This is a genomic window from Symbiobacterium ostreiconchae, from assembly GCF_055396975.1.
This window is the reverse complement of the sequence record NZ_AP042454.1, coordinates 3,091,701-3,108,943: the sequence shown is the minus strand read 5'-3', so window position 1 is coordinate 3,108,943 and position 17,243 is coordinate 3,091,701. Positions and strand designations below refer to the sequence as shown.

General features: G+C 70.0%; 17 protein-coding genes. 13 read left to right on the top strand and 4 right to left on the bottom strand.

Features of this window, described 5'->3' with window-relative positions:
• Positions 1 to 79 precede the first annotated feature (79 nt).
• The 5 genes from ACZ5UM_RS15135 (at position 80) to ACZ5UM_RS15115 (ending at position 4,630) form a co-directional block, all read left to right on the top strand.
• Complete coding sequence (locus tag ACZ5UM_RS15135) at positions 80 to 541, top strand: MBL fold metallo-hydrolase (protein ID WP_464845121.1); 462 nt, start codon at positions 80 to 82, stop codon at positions 539 to 541.
• Positions 517 to 792, top strand: a complete 276-nt coding sequence (locus ACZ5UM_RS15130) for an MBL fold metallo-hydrolase (protein ID WP_464845120.1) — start codon at positions 517 to 519, stop codon at positions 790 to 792. The genes ACZ5UM_RS15135 and ACZ5UM_RS15130 overlap by 25 nt, the downstream gene beginning before the upstream one ends.
• A 65-nt stretch (positions 793 to 857) precedes the next feature.
• Positions 858 to 1,547, top strand: coding sequence for a response regulator transcription factor (locus ACZ5UM_RS15125; RefSeq protein WP_464845119.1), 690 nt, complete (start codon positions 858 to 860; stop codon positions 1,545 to 1,547).
• Positions 1,544 to 3,049 (top strand): sensor histidine kinase, encoded by a 1,506-nt coding sequence (locus ACZ5UM_RS15120; RefSeq protein WP_464845118.1) that lies wholly within the window; start codon positions 1,544 to 1,546, stop codon positions 3,047 to 3,049. Before ACZ5UM_RS15125 ends, ACZ5UM_RS15120 begins: the two co-directional genes overlap by 4 nt.
• Positions 3,050 to 3,145: 96 nt before the next feature.
• Positions 3,146 to 4,630 carry a GerMN domain-containing protein gene (locus ACZ5UM_RS15115; protein WP_464845117.1) on the top strand — a complete coding sequence of 495 codons (1,485 nt, stop codon included), beginning with the start codon at positions 3,146 to 3,148 and terminating at the stop codon, positions 4,628 to 4,630.
• Between the two features lie 116 nt (positions 4,631 to 4,746).
• On the opposite strand, the gene ACZ5UM_RS15110 is transcribed toward ACZ5UM_RS15115, so the two are convergent.
• Together ACZ5UM_RS15110 and ACZ5UM_RS15105 are read right to left on the bottom strand one after the other, a co-directional pair.
• The gene (locus ACZ5UM_RS15110) at positions 4,747 to 6,360 is read right to left on the bottom strand and encodes a zf-HC2 domain-containing protein (protein WP_464845116.1); all 1,614 of its coding nucleotides are present in this window, start codon (positions 6,358 to 6,360) and stop codon (positions 4,747 to 4,749) included.
• Positions 6,357 to 6,854 carry an RNA polymerase sigma factor gene (locus tag ACZ5UM_RS15105; RefSeq protein ID WP_464845115.1) on the bottom strand — a complete coding sequence of 166 codons (498 nt, stop codon included), beginning with the start codon at positions 6,852 to 6,854 and terminating at the stop codon, positions 6,357 to 6,359. The genes ACZ5UM_RS15110 and ACZ5UM_RS15105 overlap by 4 nt, the downstream gene beginning before the upstream one ends.
• A 109-nt stretch (positions 6,855 to 6,963) precedes the next feature.
• Between ACZ5UM_RS15105 and ACZ5UM_RS15100 the strand changes: the two genes are divergently transcribed.
• From ACZ5UM_RS15100 to ACZ5UM_RS15090, 3 genes are all read left to right on the top strand, one after another.
• Positions 6,964 to 8,460: an excinuclease ABC subunit UvrA gene (locus tag ACZ5UM_RS15100; RefSeq protein ID WP_464845114.1), complete on the top strand. Its 1,497-nt coding sequence runs from the start codon at positions 6,964 to 6,966 to the stop codon at positions 8,458 to 8,460.
• Positions 8,429 to 8,872, top strand: a complete 444-nt coding sequence (locus ACZ5UM_RS15095; RefSeq protein ID WP_464845113.1) for a hypothetical protein — start codon at positions 8,429 to 8,431, stop codon at positions 8,870 to 8,872. Before ACZ5UM_RS15100 ends, ACZ5UM_RS15095 begins: the two co-directional genes overlap by 32 nt.
• 69 nt (positions 8,873 to 8,941) lie before the next feature.
• A complete protein-coding gene (locus ACZ5UM_RS15090) occupies positions 8,942 to 9,067 on the top strand; it encodes a hypothetical protein (protein ID WP_464845112.1) in 126 nt (41 codons plus the stop codon).
• Positions 9,068 to 9,192: 125 nt separating this feature from the next.
• Here the strand turns inward: ACZ5UM_RS15090 and ACZ5UM_RS15085 are convergent, their stop codons facing one another.
• Positions 9,193 to 9,879: a hypothetical protein gene (locus ACZ5UM_RS15085; protein ID WP_464845111.1), complete on the bottom strand. Its 687-nt coding sequence runs from the start codon at positions 9,877 to 9,879 to the stop codon at positions 9,193 to 9,195.
• Between the two features lie 343 nt (positions 9,880 to 10,222).
• Here ACZ5UM_RS15085 and ACZ5UM_RS15080 point away from each other — a divergent pair, with 343 nt between their 5' ends.
• The 4 genes from ACZ5UM_RS15080 (at position 10,223) to ACZ5UM_RS15065 (ending at position 15,766) form a co-directional block, all read left to right on the top strand.
• Positions 10,223 to 11,683: an ISLre2-like element ISSyth4 family transposase gene (locus ACZ5UM_RS15080; protein WP_464845110.1), complete on the top strand. Its 1,461-nt coding sequence runs from the start codon at positions 10,223 to 10,225 to the stop codon at positions 11,681 to 11,683.
• 459 nt (positions 11,684 to 12,142) lie between these two features.
• Positions 12,143 to 14,758 (top strand): alanine--tRNA ligase, encoded by a 2,616-nt coding sequence (alaS, locus tag ACZ5UM_RS15075; protein ID WP_464848397.1) that lies wholly within the window; start codon positions 12,143 to 12,145, stop codon positions 14,756 to 14,758.
• 25 nt (positions 14,759 to 14,783) lie between these two features.
• The gene (locus ACZ5UM_RS15070) at positions 14,784 to 15,353 is read left to right on the top strand and encodes a GNAT family N-acetyltransferase (RefSeq protein ID WP_464845109.1); all 570 of its coding nucleotides are present in this window, start codon (positions 14,784 to 14,786) and stop codon (positions 15,351 to 15,353) included.
• Positions 15,354 to 15,505: 152 nt separating this feature from the next.
• Positions 15,506 to 15,766, top strand: coding sequence for an IreB family regulatory phosphoprotein (locus tag ACZ5UM_RS15065; protein ID WP_464845108.1), 261 nt, complete (start codon positions 15,506 to 15,508; stop codon positions 15,764 to 15,766).
• A 241-nt stretch (positions 15,767 to 16,007) separates the two neighbouring features.
• Here ACZ5UM_RS15065 and ACZ5UM_RS15060 read toward each other — a convergent pair whose 3' ends face one another.
• The gene (locus ACZ5UM_RS15060; RefSeq protein WP_464848396.1) at positions 16,008 to 16,445 is read right to left on the bottom strand and encodes a CBS domain-containing protein; all 438 of its coding nucleotides are present in this window, start codon (positions 16,443 to 16,445) and stop codon (positions 16,008 to 16,010) included.
• 100 nt (positions 16,446 to 16,545) lie between these two features.
• Here ACZ5UM_RS15060 and ACZ5UM_RS15055 point away from each other — a divergent pair, with 100 nt between their 5' ends.
• Positions 16,546 to 17,232, top strand: coding sequence for a rhomboid family intramembrane serine protease (locus tag ACZ5UM_RS15055; RefSeq protein ID WP_464845107.1), 687 nt, complete (start codon positions 16,546 to 16,548; stop codon positions 17,230 to 17,232).
• The last annotated feature ends 11 nt before the right edge of the window (positions 17,233 to 17,243 follow it).

The window sequence follows — 17,243 nt, the reverse complement described above, 5'->3', positions numbered from 1 at the left end:
CCGCGGCGGCGCGTGCGGGGGCCTGCGCCGCCCTGCGCCGCCCGGCGGATCCGAGACGGCCTCACGGGGGGGGGGAGGCGTGCCGCGCCGGTCAAGGCGCGGCGATCGCGGCGAGGAGGGGGTTGCAGCCGTGCGGGTGGAGCGGGTGTCCACACACATCTGGGCTGTCTCTGTCTGGGTACTGGTCCCGGTCAGGGTGTGGCTGGTGGTTGCCGAGGACGGCGTGACGCTGGTGGACGCGGGCCTGTCCTTCATGGCGGGCGGGATCCTGCGGGCGGTGGACCGCCTCGGGGCGGGGCCCCTGCGGCGCATCCTGCTGACCCACGGCCACAGCGACCACACCGGGGCAATTGCTCGGATCCTGCGGGAGCGGGCCGTGCCCGTCTACGCTCATGCCCGGGAGATTCCGTACATGACGGGGCAGTTGCCGTATCCCCGCCGGCGGGCGGCCGCCGTCACCGTCGCGCCGGGTGTGGCGGAGCCCCTGTCGGAGGGCGCCCGGGCGTCCTGGCCCGGGTGGGCGGGCTCCGGCCCTACCTGACGCCGGGCCATTCGCCCGGCCACGTCGCGTACTACCACGAGCAGGACCGGGTGCTGCTCGCCGGGGACCTGTTCACGTCCCGGCGGGGGCGGATCGGCCGGCCGATGGCCATCTTCACGGCCGACATGGCCGAAGCGGTGCGCTCCGCGGCTATCGTCTCGGCGCTGCAGCCCGAGCGGCTGGAGGTCTGCCACGGCGGCCCCGTGCTAAACCCGGGCGAGCAGATCGACCAGTACCTTGGCGCAGGGTAGACCGGCCCCGAACCGTGCGATATGCTGGCACTGGCGAGAATGCACCCGGCAGGAGGTGACGCTGGATGCCCCACATCCTCGTCGTGGACGACGAGCCGGGCCTGGTGAAGGGCCTGCGGCTCAGCCTGGAGCAGGAAGGCTTCCAGGTGACCACCGCGTCCGACGGGCGGGAGGCGCTGAACAAGTTTCGGGCAGGCGACTTCGACCTGATCGTGCTGGACCTGATGCTGCCGGAGGTGGACGGGCTCACCGTCTGCCGGGAGGTGCGGGCCGCCGGCATGACACCGATCATCATGCTCACGGCCAAGGCCGACGACATCGACAAGATCCTCGGCCTGGAGCTGGGGGCGGACGACTACCTCACCAAGCCCTTCAACACCCGGGAGCTGATCGCCCGCATCCGGGCCATCCTGCGGCGGGCCGAAGCCCCGTCCCGGCAGGAGCAGACCGGCAGGGTCGCCGTGGGCGATCTGGTGCTCCACACCCGACAGCGCCGGGCGGAGGTGGCTGGCCGTCCCCTGGAGCTGACGGCCCGGGAGTACGACCTGCTGGAACTGCTGGCCCGCCACCCCGGGGTGGTGTACACCCGCCAGGAGCTGCTGGACCTGGTGTGGGGCTACGACTTCGCCGGTGACGAGCGCACGGTGGACGTCCACGTCCGGCGCATCCGGGAGAAGCTGGAGGCGGATCCTTCCCGGCCCCGCTACCTGCGCACCAAGTGGGGCGTGGGCTACTACCTGGAGGCCGAGCCGTGAGGCGGCCGGACCACTGGCCGCTGGCCGTCCAGCTGGCCCTGGCCTTCGCCCTGGTCACGGTCCTGGCCCTGGGCGGCAGCGGGGCGCTGCTGCTCTACCAGACCGGCGCCCGGCTGATGCAGGAGCGGGCCGACTCGGTCCTGGCCTGGGGACAGGCCGCGGCGGGGCTGGCGGCCGAGTACTGGGCGGATCCCCAGGAAGGCATGACGCTGGCGCTGTACCGCTTTCACCAGCAGAGCGGCATCCGACCGGTGGTCGTGGACCGTGAGGGGGTCGTCATCGCGGACATCGCGACCGACACGCCCCTCCTCGGGCAGCGGCTGACGCATCCCGAGGTCCGCCGGGCCCTGGCCGGTGAGACCGCTACGGGCACCCGGCGGCTGCCCACGGGCGAGTGGGTCATGTACGCCGGCATCCCGGTGGTCGTCGGCGAGGCACAGAGAGGCGTCGTGCTGCTGGCGGCGGAGATCGGCGCCGTGCGGGACGCGCAGCAGGACCTGCTCAGGCAGCTGGCGTGGGTGGCCGGCGCCATGGCCGCGCTGTCGGTGGTGCTCGGCGTGCTGCTGGCGCGGTACCTCACCCGCCCGCTGGTGCGGCTGCGGGAGGCGGTGGCGCGCCTCGCCCGGGGCCGGCTCGACACGCGGGTCGTGCCGGGCGGCAGCAGCGAGCTCAGGGATCTCGGCCAGGGCTTCAACCGCATGGCCGAGGAGCTGGGCCGGCTGGACCAGCAGCGGCGGGCGTTTGTCGCCGACGCCTCTCACGAGCTGCGCACGCCCATCGCCGCGATCCGGGCCCTGGCGGAGCCGCTGCTCACCGACCGCCCGCTGGATCCGGCGGTGTACAAGGAACACCTGACCGACATCGTCCACGAGTGCGACCGGGCGGGCCGCCTGGTCAGCTCGCTCCTGCAGCTCGCGCGCCTCGACATGCGGGCGGAGGCGCGCAGCCAGGCGGGCAACACGGCCGAGCCGGTCGACCTGCGCCGCACCGTGGCGGAGGTTGTGCACGCCCTGGAGCCGCTGGCCGCCGAACGGGGCGTGCGGCTGGAGCTGCTGCCCGGCCCGCCTGTGCCCGTGCGGACGGAGCCGGAGCTGGTGCAGACCGTCGTGGGCAACCTGGTGGAGAACGGCATCAAGTACACCCCGCGCGGCGGCGCCGTGCAGGTGGCCGTGGGTACCGGCCCGGCGCCGGCCTTGCAGGATGCCGGCGCGGAGACGTCAGGACCGGCCGCCGCGGAGGCCGTCGACCAGGCCGGCGCCGGCCGTTCAGGCCGCATCGCCTGGGTCGCCGTGACGGACACGGGCATCGGCATCCCGCCCGAGCACCTGGCGCACATCTTCGAGCGCTTCTACCGGGTGGACAAGGCCCGGTCGCGCGCGACCGGCGGCGCCGGGCTGGGACTGGCTATTGCGGCCGAGGCGGCGGCCCGCCTGGGCGGCCGGATCCTCGTGGCGTCCCGGGTCGGCGAGGGCAGCCGGTTTACGCTGACGCTGCCGGTTTAATCGGTGCGTCATACTTTCGTAACAACTTGTCATCTGGGGGTCATACTTGACCGGTAGACTCGGCAGTGAAGATCACCCCGAAAGGAGCAGATACGCATGAAGAAAACCGGTCGAATGGCCCTGGCCCGGGCGCTGCCCCTGGTGCTGGCCGTGGCCGTGACGGCGTCCGGCTGCGCCGGTGTGAGTCCGCAGCAGGCCCCCGAGGGCGAGGCGCCGGTCTCCCCGTCCGTGCAGGTGGATCCTCCCGTGCAGTCCCGCACGGTGATCGTGTTCTACCCCGACTGGCAGGTGCAGCACCTGATCCCCGAGCAGCGGCAGGTGCCCGAGGGCGGCGCCGCGGAACTGGCGACCCGGATCGTGGAGGAGCTGCTGGCCGGCCCGGCCGATCCGCACCTGAGGCGGCCGTTCCCGGAAGGGGCCCGGCTCCTGGAGCCCGTCAGGCTGGAAGGCGGAACGGCGACGGTGAACCTGAGCGAGGAAGTCGGCCAGGTGCAGGGTTCTGCGGCCGTGATGGCCCTCGTTCACGCCCTCCGTCTGAGCCTGGCCGAGGTCCCCGGGATCGAGGAGATCCGGATTCAGATCGACGGCAAGTCCGAGGGCGAGCTCGGCGGCATGGTGGTGGATACGAAGAGCCCGTACCTCTACCTGTATCCGGTGTTCCCGAACCCGGAGCGGACGCAGTACTTGCAGGACCGGGCCGACCAGGGGCTGGACACCTGGCGGCTGGACCCGGCGAAGGTCGCCCGGTTTGAGGGCCGGATGTTCGGCTTTACGGCCGCGGAACTGGAGCGCGCGACCATCCGGCAGGACGGGGACCGGGCCGAGGCGTTCGTCACCCGAGACGGCACGACCTACGCCTTCGTGCTGGTCCGCAACCCGGCCGCCGGCGGCAACGGGGTCTGGACGATCGACAGCCTGAACCCGATGCAGTGGCACGATTACGATTCGCTGCCGGTTGATGTGCGGGCGATGGTGGACCGGTACGCGGCGACCACCGTCGGCGCCACGGCCTCCCACCTCGACCGGCTCTACCTGATCGCCTCCGTGGAGGAGGGCGAGGTGCGCATCACGTCCGCGGCGGCCGGGGAGGATCAGCTGGTGGTCTCACTGGCGGAGGAGGGCGGCAGGCAGATCTCCATCGCCTCCGTGCCGGCGCCCGGCGCCCATCTGGAGCCCGTCTTCCGCTGGACTTCGCCCCCCAAGGGGCCTGCCGCCCAGTACACCGACCCCGAGCTCCTGCCCCGCCTCTACACCCTGGACGGCACCGGTGAGGCGCGCGCCAAGCTGACCGGGGACGCGGTCATCGCCTCCGCGGTCAGCGAACCCGGCCGCATTACGGTGAACGGCTACGCCCGGCACCTGTTCGAGGCCAACGTTGTGGCCCGCCTGCTGGACGGACAGGGGCAGGAAGTGGCGGTCGCCTTCACCACCGCCGCCGCGTCGACGTGGAACTGGGGCGAGTTCACCATCGTGCTGGAGCACGACCTGCAGCCCGGCGAGTACCGTCTGGAGGTGGGCGACTACAGCATGCGGGACGGCGCCTGGCAGCCGCGGGCGGTGGAGTATGTGACGGTGAAGTGAGCGGGGGCCACTGATCGCCAACGACACGAAGAGCCCTCCCGGCGGAATCGGGAGGGCTCTTTTTCGCGGTGAATCCGGCTGGCAGCCCTGGTCGTGCAGTGCGCGGCATTTCCCGTTCACCTGACCCCGGGCGCCGTCCACGTCTCGTCGAGCACCAGCGTGGCCGAAGGGTGCACGTAGCGGACGATGATCCGCTCCGACCGGCGGAAGGACTCGGGCAGTTCGTTCCACCACATGGCCCAGACCCGGATCCGTTCCTCGTTCGCGCGGATGTCATCGCGGCCCGCGGCCCCGCCGAGGTTGGTCATCACCTCGCGGGCGTCGTTTTCGATTTCGAACCCCGGGCCCAGAGCCGGCGGTTCGCCGGGCTCAGCCGTCTCCAGCGGCAGGCGTCCGCCCATCCGGAGGGCGGAACGCACGTACGGCGGCTCCCGCCTGGGCGTGCGCTGCTCGATGCCGACGCCGCTGTCGGTGGCGAACCGCGCCACCAGTTCGCTGTCGTAGAACGGCAGGCTCACCTGGTCCGCCGGGTCCATCTCCCCGTCCCGGGAGGACGTCCGCTCCCGGTATTTGGCCCAGTTCACCGGCCACTCCAGCACCTGGTCCGTGACGAAGGTGATCCCCTGCAGCCGCAGCCCCACCGGCGCAGGCCACTGGTTCAGGCCGTCGTAGGTGATGGTGAAGCGGTAGCGCCCCGGTTCCCCGACAGGCTGCGCGGCGTACCGGCCGTGCAGTTCCTGTTCCCCGATGATCAGGGTGGCGTGCAGCACAGGGTCCCGTTCTCCCTGAGGGAGGGTGATCGTGCCCGTGAGCCGGGTCCGCCCGATGCCGACCTCCAGCGCTTCCAGGGCGAGCGTCCGCCCGAGCCACGTGTGCTGCCGGGGCCAGGGGACGACCTCGGGCGCAGGCTCCCGGAGGTAGTCGTCTTCCCAGGGAAGGCGGATCCGGAGCTCCGCCCACATGGTCGCGCCGACGCCCGTCCGCTGCGGGCCGGTCCTGGGATCGATCCGCATCCACGGGCGGAGCACCAGTTCCACGTGCGTCCCTCCGGGCTCCGGGTCGATTCCGTTGAGGATCAGCACGGCGTGGAACCCCTCCGCCGAGAATCCGCCCCAGGTCGCGAGGTGCCCCCAGTCCGTGCCGCCGTGGGTGAGGACCCGGTCCTGGGTCCCGTCCAGCAGATACGCTTCGGTCGGGAACCAGTACCCGCCCTCCGGCGCCGTGACGGTGTACAGGAGGTAGACCTGCCGCCCGCTGTACCAGGCCTTCTCGATGGTCACCGCGGCATCGGTGCGCGGGATCCGCTCCGTGACCCCGACGTCCAGGACCAGCCCGTGCGAGGTGGCCCGCTCCCAGCCCGGGATCGCCCGCCTGGCCAGCTCCTCGGCGCCGGAGACCCGGGCCGGGATCTGCTCCCGTTCCCAGTGGCTCCGGCGCCCGAGCAGGTAGCTCAGCGTGCCCGTGGCGACCATCAGCAGCACCACGGCGGCCAGCCCGGCAGACAGGATGCGCTGAAGCCGCCAGAAGAACGCCCGGGCCGGGCGCTCCAGCCGGGGAGGCTCGGCGGGCGCGGGCGGGGGTTGGGGAGCCCTTGTCTCCCGCAGCCGCTCCCGGCAGGCGGGGCAGCCGTCCGCATGCTGCTCCAGGAGCTGCCGGGTCACCGGCGACAGCAGGTCCTCGGCGTAGAGCGGCAGCAGGTCCTCGGTCAGGGTGCAGAGGTCGATGTTCAACGGGCGTGCCCCCCTTCCAGCTTGAGATACGTCTCCTTCAGCATCCGGCGGGCCCGGAAGCAGGTGACCCGGGCCCAGGTCTCCGACCCGCCCAGCACCTGGCCGATCTCGGCGTAGCGCAGCCCCTCGTACTCCCGCAGGACCAGGGCCTCCCGGTAAGGCTCGGGCAGGGCCGACAGCGCCCGGGCCAGGCGGCGGCGTTCTTCGCGGGCCTCCGCGACCTCGTCGGGCGGCGCATAAGGGGCGGCGGGCGGATCCGCGGGCGGCTTCCGGCTCTCTTTCGCCAGGCGCTTGCGGTACTGGTTCCGCGCGATCGCGTAGAGCCAGGTGGTCAGGCTGCTCTCCCTGCGGAACCGGGGGAGGGATAGGATCGCCTGCAGAAACGTCTCCTGGGTCAGCTCCTCCGCCACGTCGGGGTCGCCGGTGAGGGCGGCCAGGAACCGGTAGATCGGCTCGTGCAGTTCGGTGTACAGATCTTCCAGCCGGTCCGCCACGGCCGCCGCTCACCTCCGTCCGTGAAGTTAGTACCGAAAAAGGGCACTTTCGTTACACCGAATTCAGCGCCTTTTGCTGAGAAGGCGCCCCGGAAAGGAGCCGCACCGCATGTCCGGCGAGATCGTGATCCATGGGGCCCGGCTTCACAACCTGAAGAACATCACCGTCCGCATCCCTAAGAACAAACTGGTGGCCATCACCGGCGTGTCGGGGTCGGGGAAGTCGGCGCTGGCCCTCGACGTGCTGAACCGGGAGGGGCAGCGGCAGTACTGGGAGGCCCTGGGATGGGTCGCCTACCAGATGGGCCGTCCCCCGGTGGACCGCATCGAGGGGCTCACGCCCACGGTTGCCGTCGACCAGCGCCCGGTGAACCGCAGCCCCCGCTCCACCGTGGGCACCGAGACGGAGATCTACACCTTCCTGCGGGTGCTGTTCGCCCGGGTCGGCCGGCGGCCGTGTCCGGCCTGCGGCCGGGAAATCCCGCCGCCCTATGTGGGGACAGACTCAACGGAGCGGGGCGGAGGGGCCGCGGAGATCCGCCTGGCCGGCGGGGAAGAGGAGGTGGAGCGGCTTCCCGTCGGGGAGGCCGTGGCGGTCCTGGACGAGGAGGGCGAGACGGATGGCGGCGCGGCTGCCGGGGAGACCTTTCCGTGCCCCCACTGCGGCGCGCCCGTCCCCGTGCTGACCATGGGCCACTTCTCCTTCAACAAGCCCTCCGGCGCGTGCCCCACCTGCACCGGCCTGGGCACGGTGGACCAGGTGGACGTGGACCGGCTCGTGGACTTCACGAAGAGCCTGCTTGACGGCGCGGTGGAGGGGTGGAGCGAGGCGTACGCCCGCTACCAGGCCGGGGTGCTGCAGCGGGCTGCGGCCTACTACGGCCTGGATCTGGACGTAAGCCGCCCCATCGCCGAGTACGGCCCGGCGCAGCGCGACCTCCTGCTCTACGGCGTGGGGAGCCCGCAATTCCGCCGCCATTTCCGCGACGTCGCCCCGCCGGAGACGGTCAAGGCCGGCCGCTTCGAGGGCGTGGCCACCGGCTTCATGCGCCGCTACGCGGCCCGCATCGCGGACGCCAAGTACCGGGAGAAGATGGAGCGGTTCATCCTCAGGCGCCCCTGTCCCGACTGCGGGGGCACCCGCCTGCGGGCCGAGAGCCGGGCGGTAACGGTGGCGGGGAGGAGCATCGTGGACCTGGCCCGCATCCCGCTCACCGACCTCGCATCCTGGGTGGAATCCCTCAGGGAGGCCGCCGAGCGGGGGGATCTGGGGCCGGGCGCCCGGGACTGCGTCCTGCCCATCGCCGCCGGATTGCAGGAGCGGCTGCGGCGGGTGCTGCAGGTCGGGGTCGGCTACCTGACCCTGGATCGGCCGATGCCAACGCTCTCGGGAGGGGAAGCGCAGCGGCTGCGGCTGGCGACGCTTCTGGGATCGGAGCTTTCGGGCGTCACCTACGTGCTGGACGAGCCCACCACGGGCCTGCATCCACGGGACACCGCGGCGCTCGTGGCGATCCTGCAACACGGTGGTGGTCATCGAGCACGACCTGGACGTCATTCGGGCGGCCGACCACGTGATCGACCTGGGCCCGGGCGCGGGTCGTGACGGCGGCCGCGTGGTGGCCGCCGGGACCCCCGCGGAGGTCGCCCGGGCGGCGGGGTCGGCCACGGGGCGCTTCCTCTCGGGGGCTGAGGTCCTCCGGGCGCCGGCCAGGCGCCGTCCCGGCAATGGGGCGTTCCTCACCATCCGGGGCGCCCGGGCCCACAATCTGAAGGACATCACCGTCCGCCTACCCCTGGGCATGCTGGTGGCCGTCACGCACGGCCTGGTGGACGCCGGGCACACCGTGGCGGTGGTGGAGCACAACCCGGACGTGATCCGGGCGGCCGACTGGGTGATCGACCTGGGACCGGAGGGCGGCCGGGAAGGCGGGTGGCTCGTCGCCGAGGGCACGCCGGAGCAGGTGGCGCGGGTGGAAGGGTCCCATACGGGCCGGGTGCTGCGGGCCCTGCTGTAGGGTCGGCGTTCCCTCGACCGCGGTCCTGGATGGGTCGACGAGGCGTGGCACCTCGGCGGCACCTGCCTCGTGGACGTCCGGCACGCGCACGCGGCAGACCTGTGGGCAGGGCGCGTGGTCTCGGTGCGGGGGCTCGACGGCGGCACGTCGGACGGGCGCCAGGTCATCATCGTCCGCCTTACGCCCGGCGCCTGATGTGCCCGAGGGCGATGAGGCCGAGGACCAGCCCTTCTGTGCGAGCCACGCCGTCGCGCCGCAGGCGATGAGCAGGCCGGCGCTCACCAGGGCTCGGGGCCACTTCATGGGATGTTTTCTCCCCCTCAGTCGAAGAACATCTCCGGGTCTGCCCACGTGGCGTAGTCGCTGAGCGGGATCTCGAAGGCCAGGGTCGTCCGGAACTGGCCGGGGCCCTGGTAGGTCGCACGGTAAATGATCAATCCGCCGCCCCGCCGGTAAACGATGAACAGCCCCGGTCCCTCCCGGTCGAGGATCACGTCCAGCTGCCCCATCTGCACCCACTCGGAGAACAGATAGGTCCGGGTGCCGTCCGGCTCCTCCACGTAGACATGCCAGGGGTGGCCGTCGTCCCAGGCGAACTCCTTCTCGTCCGGCAGCCAGAAGGCGTTGGTCGTGACCGAGGCCCGTTCCTCGACGCCGTCGTTGTCCAGATCGGCGGTGAGAACCTGGTGGTATTCCCATCCCGGCTCGCCGCCCACCGCCGGCGGGTAGGCCGGGTTGATCAGGCTGACCTCCCGCTCCTCAGGGGACAGCCGCTCCGCCAGCTGCCGGTTGCGGGACTCCAGTTCCCTGACTTTAGCTTCAAGCTCCGCCACCCGGGCCTCCAGCTGCCGCTTCTCGGCCTCCAGCCGTTGGTTGGCGGCCGTGAGCGCTGCCACCTCTTCACCGGCAGTTTCGCCGGGCAGGCCTGCCCCGGGCGCGGGCGGCGAACTGCAGCCGGCGAGCCCCACCGAAACGAGCAGCATCCCAACGAGTACGAACTTGGCCATCCGCATCGGACTCATTCCCCCCTTTCGTCCACCAGAACGAACCAGGCGGCCAAATCGTTACGGGCCCGGTTCCGCCGCCAGAGGGCCCTGGCGAGTCCCGCTACTCACTGCCCATAGCCAGTCCCGCCGCCCACATCCCACTCCTCACCGCTCACCGCCAGCCCCACCGCCCACATCCCACGGCTCGCCGCCCGTAACCAGCCCCACCGCCCACATCTCACTGCTCACTGCTCACCGCCCACCGCCAGCCCCGCCGCCCACCGCTCACGGCTCACAACCCACGTGTGAGTAAAGTTTTCGTGGGTAGGCCACAACATTTCTGCTGAAAAAAGCAGGACGAGAGATGGCCCCTTCCAAAAGTGTTGTTGCTGGGAAACAAACACCAACACAGGGAGGGTCATCTCTCGTCATGGTTGAGATTCGTGCAGACAACGGCTTTTCCTTTGAGGAACTTGAAAGTGGTGTTTGGCAGCAGGTAGTGGAGTGTTTCCGCGAAGTGCTGGTTGAGGCACTCTCGCGGGTGGACACTTTGCTGTATGAAAACCGGGACGCCCAGCGGTATGTGTTCAAAGAGATGCGGTCCCGCACCCTCATGACCAAGTTTGGCCCGATCACATTCAAGCGCCGCTACTACTGGGACCAGGAGGAAAAGCGCTTTGTCTTTCTGCTGGATGAGGTGCTGCAGATCGCGAAGCGGCAGCGGGTGAGTGAATCGGTCAGGGCAGATGCGGTTGAAGCTGCAGTGACGGCCGGATCGTTTCGGGGTGCGGCAGCAGAGCTGGGGCGGCGGGACTGTCAGGTTTACGTCAGCCACGAGGCGATCCGGCAGTGGAGCATCGAGACGGGAATGGCCCTTGCGGCAGCGCAGAAGCAGCGGCAGGTGACCGAAGGGGGGACCCGCAAAGTCCGCTTCCTGTACATCGAGGCGGATGGATTCTGGCCGGGTCGTCAGCGCGGCAAGAAGGCGGAAGTGCGGCTGTTCGTGATTCATGAGGGTTGGGTAGAGCGAACCCCGGCTGGTACGGAGTACAGGCTGGTAAACCGCCGCGATTTCATTCCCGACAGCGGACGGGACAGCTGGGAGCAGTTGAGCGAGTTTCTGGAGAGGGAGTACGATCTCAGCGACACGTGGGTGATCATCAACGGGGACCGGGCCCGGTGGATTCGGGAGGGCGTGACGTGGTTTCCGAAGGCGCTGTACCAGATCGACCGGTTTCACCTGAAGCAGGAGCTAAACCACGTGCTGCGCCACCAGCCCCGGCTCCTGGAACGAGCGAACGCTGCGCTGGAGGCAAACGACGCCGGAGGATTGCTGGCGGTACTGGAGGAAGCGCGTGCTGCTGAGACCGACTCGAAGCGTCGTGGAGAGATCCGCAGGCTGGTGGCCGACCTCAGGACGATGCCGGAGTCGATACGGGACTACCGCGTCCGACTTCAAGAGCGGGGCGTCAGCGTGGAGGGGTTACGCGGCCTGGGTGCAGCGGAAGGGGCGGTGGAGCGGTACTCAGCACGGCTGCGGAAGGTCGGCCGGAGCTGGTCCGAGAGGGGCTTGAAGGCGATGATGCACGTGCTGGCCGCCTACTTTCACGGCACTTTGCGTGGGGCCGTGGAGATGGTGGAACGCCAGCTGGGACTCGAATCACTGGCTGCAGTTCGGGAAAAGGTGCGGCACCGGGTCGTGGAGACCGTGGGGCGGGGCATTGAAGGAGTCCGCCACGGGCGCATGCCGATCTTGTATGCCGGTCGGAACGCCAGCGGCGGATACTCTCGGATGCTGAGGGCGGCCGCCGGCTTCACCAAGTAGAAGAGGCAACAGACGCATTCGGCGCCAATTCATGAACCAAAATCATACAGAACACTTTTGGAAGTGCGACGTACCCGCTTTCACTTGACAGACCCACGGCCCACCTCTTCCTTGACAGCCCCCTACACACGTTTGTATAATCGCTGGTAGTCCAACCCGAGGACGGGGAAGACGGATCCCAGAGGCCACGCACCAGAGAGGGCGCCCCGCTGGCTGAAAGGGCGCCTGCGCAGGCGGGATTCCGCAGCCACCCCTGAGGGGCCCACCGAGGCGGAGCTTCCGCGGTAGGCTGGGACGGCCGCCATGCCGATATCACTGGAGAGAGATGGCCGCCGGGGTCCCGGCGGTCAAGCAGGGTGGTACCGCGACGGCAGCAAGCCCTCGCCCCTGACGCACCGCAGGCGTCGGGGCGGGGGTTGTCAGTTTTCAAGGGGGGTTCTCCACACCATGCCCAAGTACATGACGGGCGACGAGATCCGTACGGCGTTCATCGAGTTCTTCAAGTCGAAGGGGCACGTCCACGTGCCCAGCTCATCCCTGGTGCCGCACAACGACCCCACGCTCCTCTTTACCAACGCCGGGATGAACCAGTTCAAGGACGTCTTTCTCGGCCTGGAGAAGCGGGACTACGCCCGGGCCGTGACGGCGCAGAAGTGCGTGCGGGCCGGCGGCAAGCACAACGACCTGGAGGAAGTCGGCTTCACGGCCCGGCACCACACCTTCTTCGAGATGCTGGGCAACTTCAGCTTCGGCGACTACTTCAAGGAGGAGGCTCTGGCCTACGCCTGGGAGTTCATCACCAGCCCGGAGTGGCTGGGCCTGCCCAAGGAGCGGCTCTGGGTCTCCATCTACAAGGACGACGACGAGGCCTTCGACGTCTGGCACAACAAGGTGGGCGTGCCCGCGGAGCGCATCGTGCGGCTGGGGGAGAAGGACAACTTCTGGCGCATGGGCGACACCGGCCCCTGCGGCCCGTGCTCCGAGATCTTCTGGGATATGGGGCCCGAGTACGCCTGCGACCACCCCGACGGCTGCGCCATCGACACCTGCGGCTGCGACCGGTGGCGCGAGTTCTGGAACAACGTGTTCATGCAGTACAATCAGACCGCCGAAGGGCTGGTGCCGCTGGAGCGGACCGGCGTGGACACCGGCCTCGGCCTGGAGCGGATGGCCACCATCATGCAGGGGGTCTGGTCCAACTGGGAGATCGACCTCTGGCAGCCGATCTTCAACCGCATCAGCGAGCTGTCGGGGAGGAAGTACGAGGACGGCCCTGAGGCGGTGCCCTTCCGGGTGATCGCCGACCACGCCCGCTGCTGCACCTTCCTGATCGCCGACGGCGTGCGGTTCAGCAACGAGGGCCGGGGCTACGTGATGCGCCGGATCCTCCGCCGGGCGGTGCGGTTCGGCCGGAGCCTCGGCTTCAGCGAGCCCTTCATCTGGAAGGTGGCCGAAGCCGTCGCCGACGTGATGGGCGACGCCTACCCCGAGGTCCGGACGCAGCTGCCCCTCATCCAGGATGAGCTGCGCCGGGAGGAGGAGCGGTTCCTGCGCACCCTGGAGCAGGGCATGGCCCGGCTGGAGGAGATTCTGCGCCACATGCGGGAGGAGGGCCGGTCCGTCGTCTCCGGGCAGGACGCCTTCGTGCTCTACGACACCTACGGCTTCCCGCTGGATATCGTGCGGGACGTGGCCCGGGAGCACGGCTTCACCGTCGACGAGGAGGGGTACTGCGCCGCCATGGCCGAGCAGAAGGCCCGCGCGCGGGCGGCCCGCGACGTCTCTTACGTCACCGAGGCCCAGACCCGGATTGCGGGCCACCTGGAGGGGGTGGCGCCCACGGCGTTCGTGGGCTACACCGACCTCACCGCCGAGGGCCGGGTGCTGGCCGTGTTCGACCAGGAGGGCAACCCCACAGGCGCCGGCGAGGGCTCGGCCGTGGTGATCGTCCTCGACCGGACGCCCTTCTACGCCGAGGGCGGCGGCCAGGTGGGCGACACCGGCGAGCTCGTCGCCCAGGGGCTGCGGGTGGAGGTGGAGGACTGCCGCAAGCTGCCCTCCGGCCACTATCTGCACTACGGCACCGTGCAGCAGGGCTTCCTGGAGGTCGGCCAGCAGGTCACCGCGCGGGTGGACGCCCGCAAGCGGAAGGACACCCAGAAGAACCACACCGCGACGCACCTGCTGCACAAGGCGCTGCGGGAGGTCCTGGGGACCCACGTGCAGCAGGCCGGCTCGCTGGTGGCCCCCGACCGGCTGCGCTTTGACTTCACCCACACCGGCCCGATGACGGACGAGCAGATCGCCGCGGTGGAAGCCATGGTCAACGCCGAGATCGAGGCCGCCGAGCCGGTCACCTGGACCGAGATGCCCCTGGACGAGGCCAGGGCCCTGGGGGCCATGGCCCTGTTCGGCGAGAAGTACGGCGAGGTGGTCCGGGTGGTCTCGGTGGGCGACGGCTGGTCCCGGGAACTCTGCGGCGGCTGCCACGTCAGTAATACCAGCGAGGTCCAGTACTTCAAGATCCTCTCCGAGTCGGGCATCGGCGGCGGCGTGCGCCGCATCGAGGCCGCGACGGGCGCCGGCGTGATCCGGCATCTGGAGGAGGCGGAGGCCAGGGCCCTCGCGGCGCAGGAGCAGCTGCGCAGCCGGGTGAAGGAGCTGGAGAAGGAGCTGGAACAGCTGCGTGCGAAGCTGGCCGCCGGCGAGACCGACAGCTTGGTGGAGCGGGCGCAGGAAGTCGGCGGCATCAAGGTCGTCGCGGGCACCGCACCGGTGGCCACCATGGAGGACCTGCGGAACATGACGGATACCATCCGCGCCAAGCTGGGCTCCGGGGTCGTCGTCCTCGGGGCGGTCACCAGCGAGGGCAAGGTGAACCTGGTCGCTGCCGTGACCAAGGACCTGGCGGGACGGGTGCACGCGGGCAGACTGGTCAAGGAGGTGGCCCAGATCTGCGGCGGCGGCGGCGGCGGCCGCCCGGACATGGCCACGGCCGGCGGCCGGAACCCCGAGCGGCTGGGTGAGGCGCTCAATGCCGTGCCGCGCTTGCTGGGCGCGCAGCTCGGCCTGTAACGCAGCTCCCCGAGGAGGAAAGACCATGGCGGGTGTGATCTGGGGCCAGAAGGCGGGCATCCGGCCGCTTCGTCCCCGGGATGCCGGTGCCCTGTACCGGTTCATGACCGACCCCGAGGTCGCCCACCTGCTGTACGAGGAGAAGTCGGGGCCGGTTCCCGGCCCCGCGCTCCTGGCCTTCAACCTGTGGCTCAACTCGCTGCTGCCGCGCCCGGAGTGGGCCATCGTGGATGAACAGGAACGCTTCATCGGCGTGGTGCGGCTGTGGCGGGTGAGCCAGCGGAACCGGTCGGCCATGCTGACCATCTTCATCGGCGAGCGGAGCTGCTGGGGCCGGGGCTACGGGACGGACGCCCTGCGGCTGGTGCTGCGGGAAGCCTTCGGCCCGATGGACCTGCACCGGGTCGAACTGCACGTCTTCGATTTCAACAAGCGTGCCATCCGCAGCTACGAGAAAGCGGGCTTCGTCCACGAAGGGGTCCGGCGCCAGGCTCTGCGCCGGGGCAGCCGCTACCATGACATTCTCGTGATGGGCATCACCCGGCGGGAGTTCTTCGCCCGGGAGCAGGAGCGGGCGGCCAGCGCCCGCGAATAGCCGGATGCCGGGCGGAGGGAGACTACCGCCGACGCCGGGAGCGCCTGCGGCCCCGGTTCCGGCCCAAGAGGATTCATGCGATGCCAGAGAGAATACGCTGTGCAAACGCAGGCTTACAGCGCGGGTCCATCCTGTAGGAAGGCGGTGTTCCCATGCCAGGAACCAACGACAAGACCGTATACTGGCGGAGCCGGCCGGAAGACCGGAACCCGGGTGAAGTGCTGCAGAAGGTGTACGCGGCACTGAAGGAGAAGGGATACAGCCCCATCGACCAGATCGTCGGCTACCTGCTCTCCGGGGATCCGACGTATATTACCAGCCATATGGGTGCACGGAACCTGATTCGCCGCATCGAGCGCGACGAACTGCTGGAGGAACTGGTACGCAGCTATCTGGAGAAACTCGAGGACTGAGGCTGTTACGGCAGACCGAGCGGGGCGCCCACCTGGGCGCCCCGTTTTGACCTCTCCCGTCACCACTCCGCCCCGCCGTGGCCGTGAACCACGACCGGGTGGTCGCACAGCGAGCGCTTCCGGCCGTCGTCGCGATGGCGGCCAGGGTATGTCCGCCGGGCGCGACAGGTGAAACGGGCCCACACGCGCCGGGACGCCCCCCGGGTGCAGGGGGCGTCCCGGCGCCGTGGTCCCGCACCGCTCAGTGCGCGGGCTGCGAGGGCTCCGAGATGGAGGAGAGGGCCTCTCCGGCCTCGTCGACGTGGATGCGCTCCGTCGCCAGGTCGCCCAGCGCCACCACGCCCACCAGCCGGCCGTTGTCGACCACACAGAGACGGCGGATCTGCTTCTCCGCCATCAGGTCGGCGGCCTCATGGGCATCGGTGTCGGGGCCGGCCATGATGGCGGGGGTGGTCATGCATTCCCGGGCGGTCGTGGTGCGGATGTCCCGGTTCGCGGCCACCGCCCGCAGCACGATGTCCCGGTCCGTGATCACCCCGGCTACCCGGTCCCCGTCGACGACAGGGACGAAGCCGCAGTCAACCTCTGCCATGATCCGGGCCACCTCGGACAGCGGCGTGTCCGGCGTGCAGGTACGTACATCGGTCGTCATCAGGTCGCGCAGACGCAACAGATACACCTCCGGCATTTGTGGCTGCCCTTAGAGTGATTCTCCGGCCGGTGAGATATGCTATTGCCAAACCGGCGCCGGCGCGGTACACTCCCGGGGGGAATTGGCTTTGGTCCTGCCACTGCGTGACAGTCCAGCGGTTCGCCGCCGCCCGTGGGTCAACTGGACCCTGATCGCCCTGAACCTCTCCATCTTCCTCCTGGAGGTCGGCAGTCCGGCGACGGGACAGTGGCTCGTCGGGAACTTCGCCCTGCGGCCGACGGCCCTGCTCAACCCGGCCGTCTGGCTCGCCACCGGGGGATGGCCGCTGGTGACGCTGTTCACCTCGGCCTTTCTGCACGGCTCCTGGGGCCACGTACTGGGCAACATGCTCTACCTCTGGATCTTCGGCGACAACATGGAAGACCGCCTGGGGCACGGGCGCTACCTGCTGTTCTACGTCCTCTGCATCGCCCTGGCCAACGTCGCCCACGCAGTGGCCAACCCGACCTCGCCGATCCCGACGATCGGCGCTTCGGGCGCTGTGGCCGGCGTGCTGGGGGGCTACATCCTCAGCTTCCCGCGGGCGCGGGTGCTGGCCCTGGTGCCCATCGGGGCTTTCGTCCCTGCCGTCCGGGTGCCGGCCTGGGCCTTTCTGGGGCTCTGGTTCCTGGTGCAGCTGGCCAGCGGACTGGCGCCCATCTGGCTGCACGACCTGACCCAGACGGTCGCCTTCTGGGCGCACATCAACGGTTTCCTGAGCGGCGTGGCTCTGGCGCAGCTGCTGGCGCCGGGGAGGGAACCGGCGAAGAGCTGAGGTGAGCGTGG